The organism is Vibrio sp. 03_296 (assembly GCF_002265885.1).
Genome location: NZ_NPKW01001351.1, coordinates 1 through 919 on the forward strand (window position 1 = coordinate 1; position 919 = coordinate 919).

The following is a 919-nucleotide window of genomic DNA, read 5'->3' on the forward strand; positions in this document are numbered from 1 at the left end:
TTTGGGGTGCATGGGCTCAAGCTCAATGATATTCAACAGCAGTTTGTTGATGACGACGGACGTTAACCCTAGGTCCAGTCCTTACCTCGCGCGCCGCATGCGCAAATTCTTGGTCTCTATACCATGGGCAGTACCTCGTCCATTGGCCAAAGTACCTCCAGTGATCTCGATATTTGGGTCTGCATTCCTACACAAATGGGCCATGACGAAAGAGAGAGCCTCGCCAATAAATGCTTACTGATCACCGATTGGGCGCAGATGCATGGCGTAGAAGCCAACTTTTTCTTGATGGATGAAGATCGGTTCCGCAGCAACCGCTCGGAAGAGATGACGGGTGACAACTGTGGTTCGTCACAGCATATGTTGCTACTGGATGAGTTTTATCGTTCAGCGGTACGTCTTGCTGGGCAGCGCTTGTTGTGGCAAATCGTGCCGCCTGAGATGGAAGAGTGCTACGAGCAATACGTGGCTGAGCTGTGCAATGGTGGCCACATCAATTGCCATGAGTGGATCGATTTTGGTCAACTGAGTCGCATTCCTGCTGAAGAGTACTTTGGTTCGAACTTGTGGCAGCTCTACAAGAGTATCGACTCACCATACAAGTCGGTATTGAAGGCGATTTTGCTCGAAGCGTATTCGTGGGAATACCCACACACGCAACTGCTGAGTATCGACAGTAAGCGCCGTTTCTTTGCTCATGAGCCAGATCTCTATGGGATGGATGCGTACTATCTGATGCTGGAGAAAGTGACTCGCTATCTCGAACGCATTAATGACCACACACGTTTGGATTTGGTGCGTCGCTGCTTCTATCTCAAAACCCATGAAAAACTATCGCGGCGCCACGCCACGGAACCGGGTGTCGGTTCCGTGGCGTGCGCGCGAAGCGTTGCGCGAGTTGACCAGCCAATGGCAATGG

General features: G+C 51.4%; 1 pseudogene. It reads left to right on the plus strand.

From position 1 onward, the window contains the following. Positions 1 to 919, plus strand: a pseudogene (locus CIK04_RS32115) (class I adenylate cyclase); the annotation flags it as partial.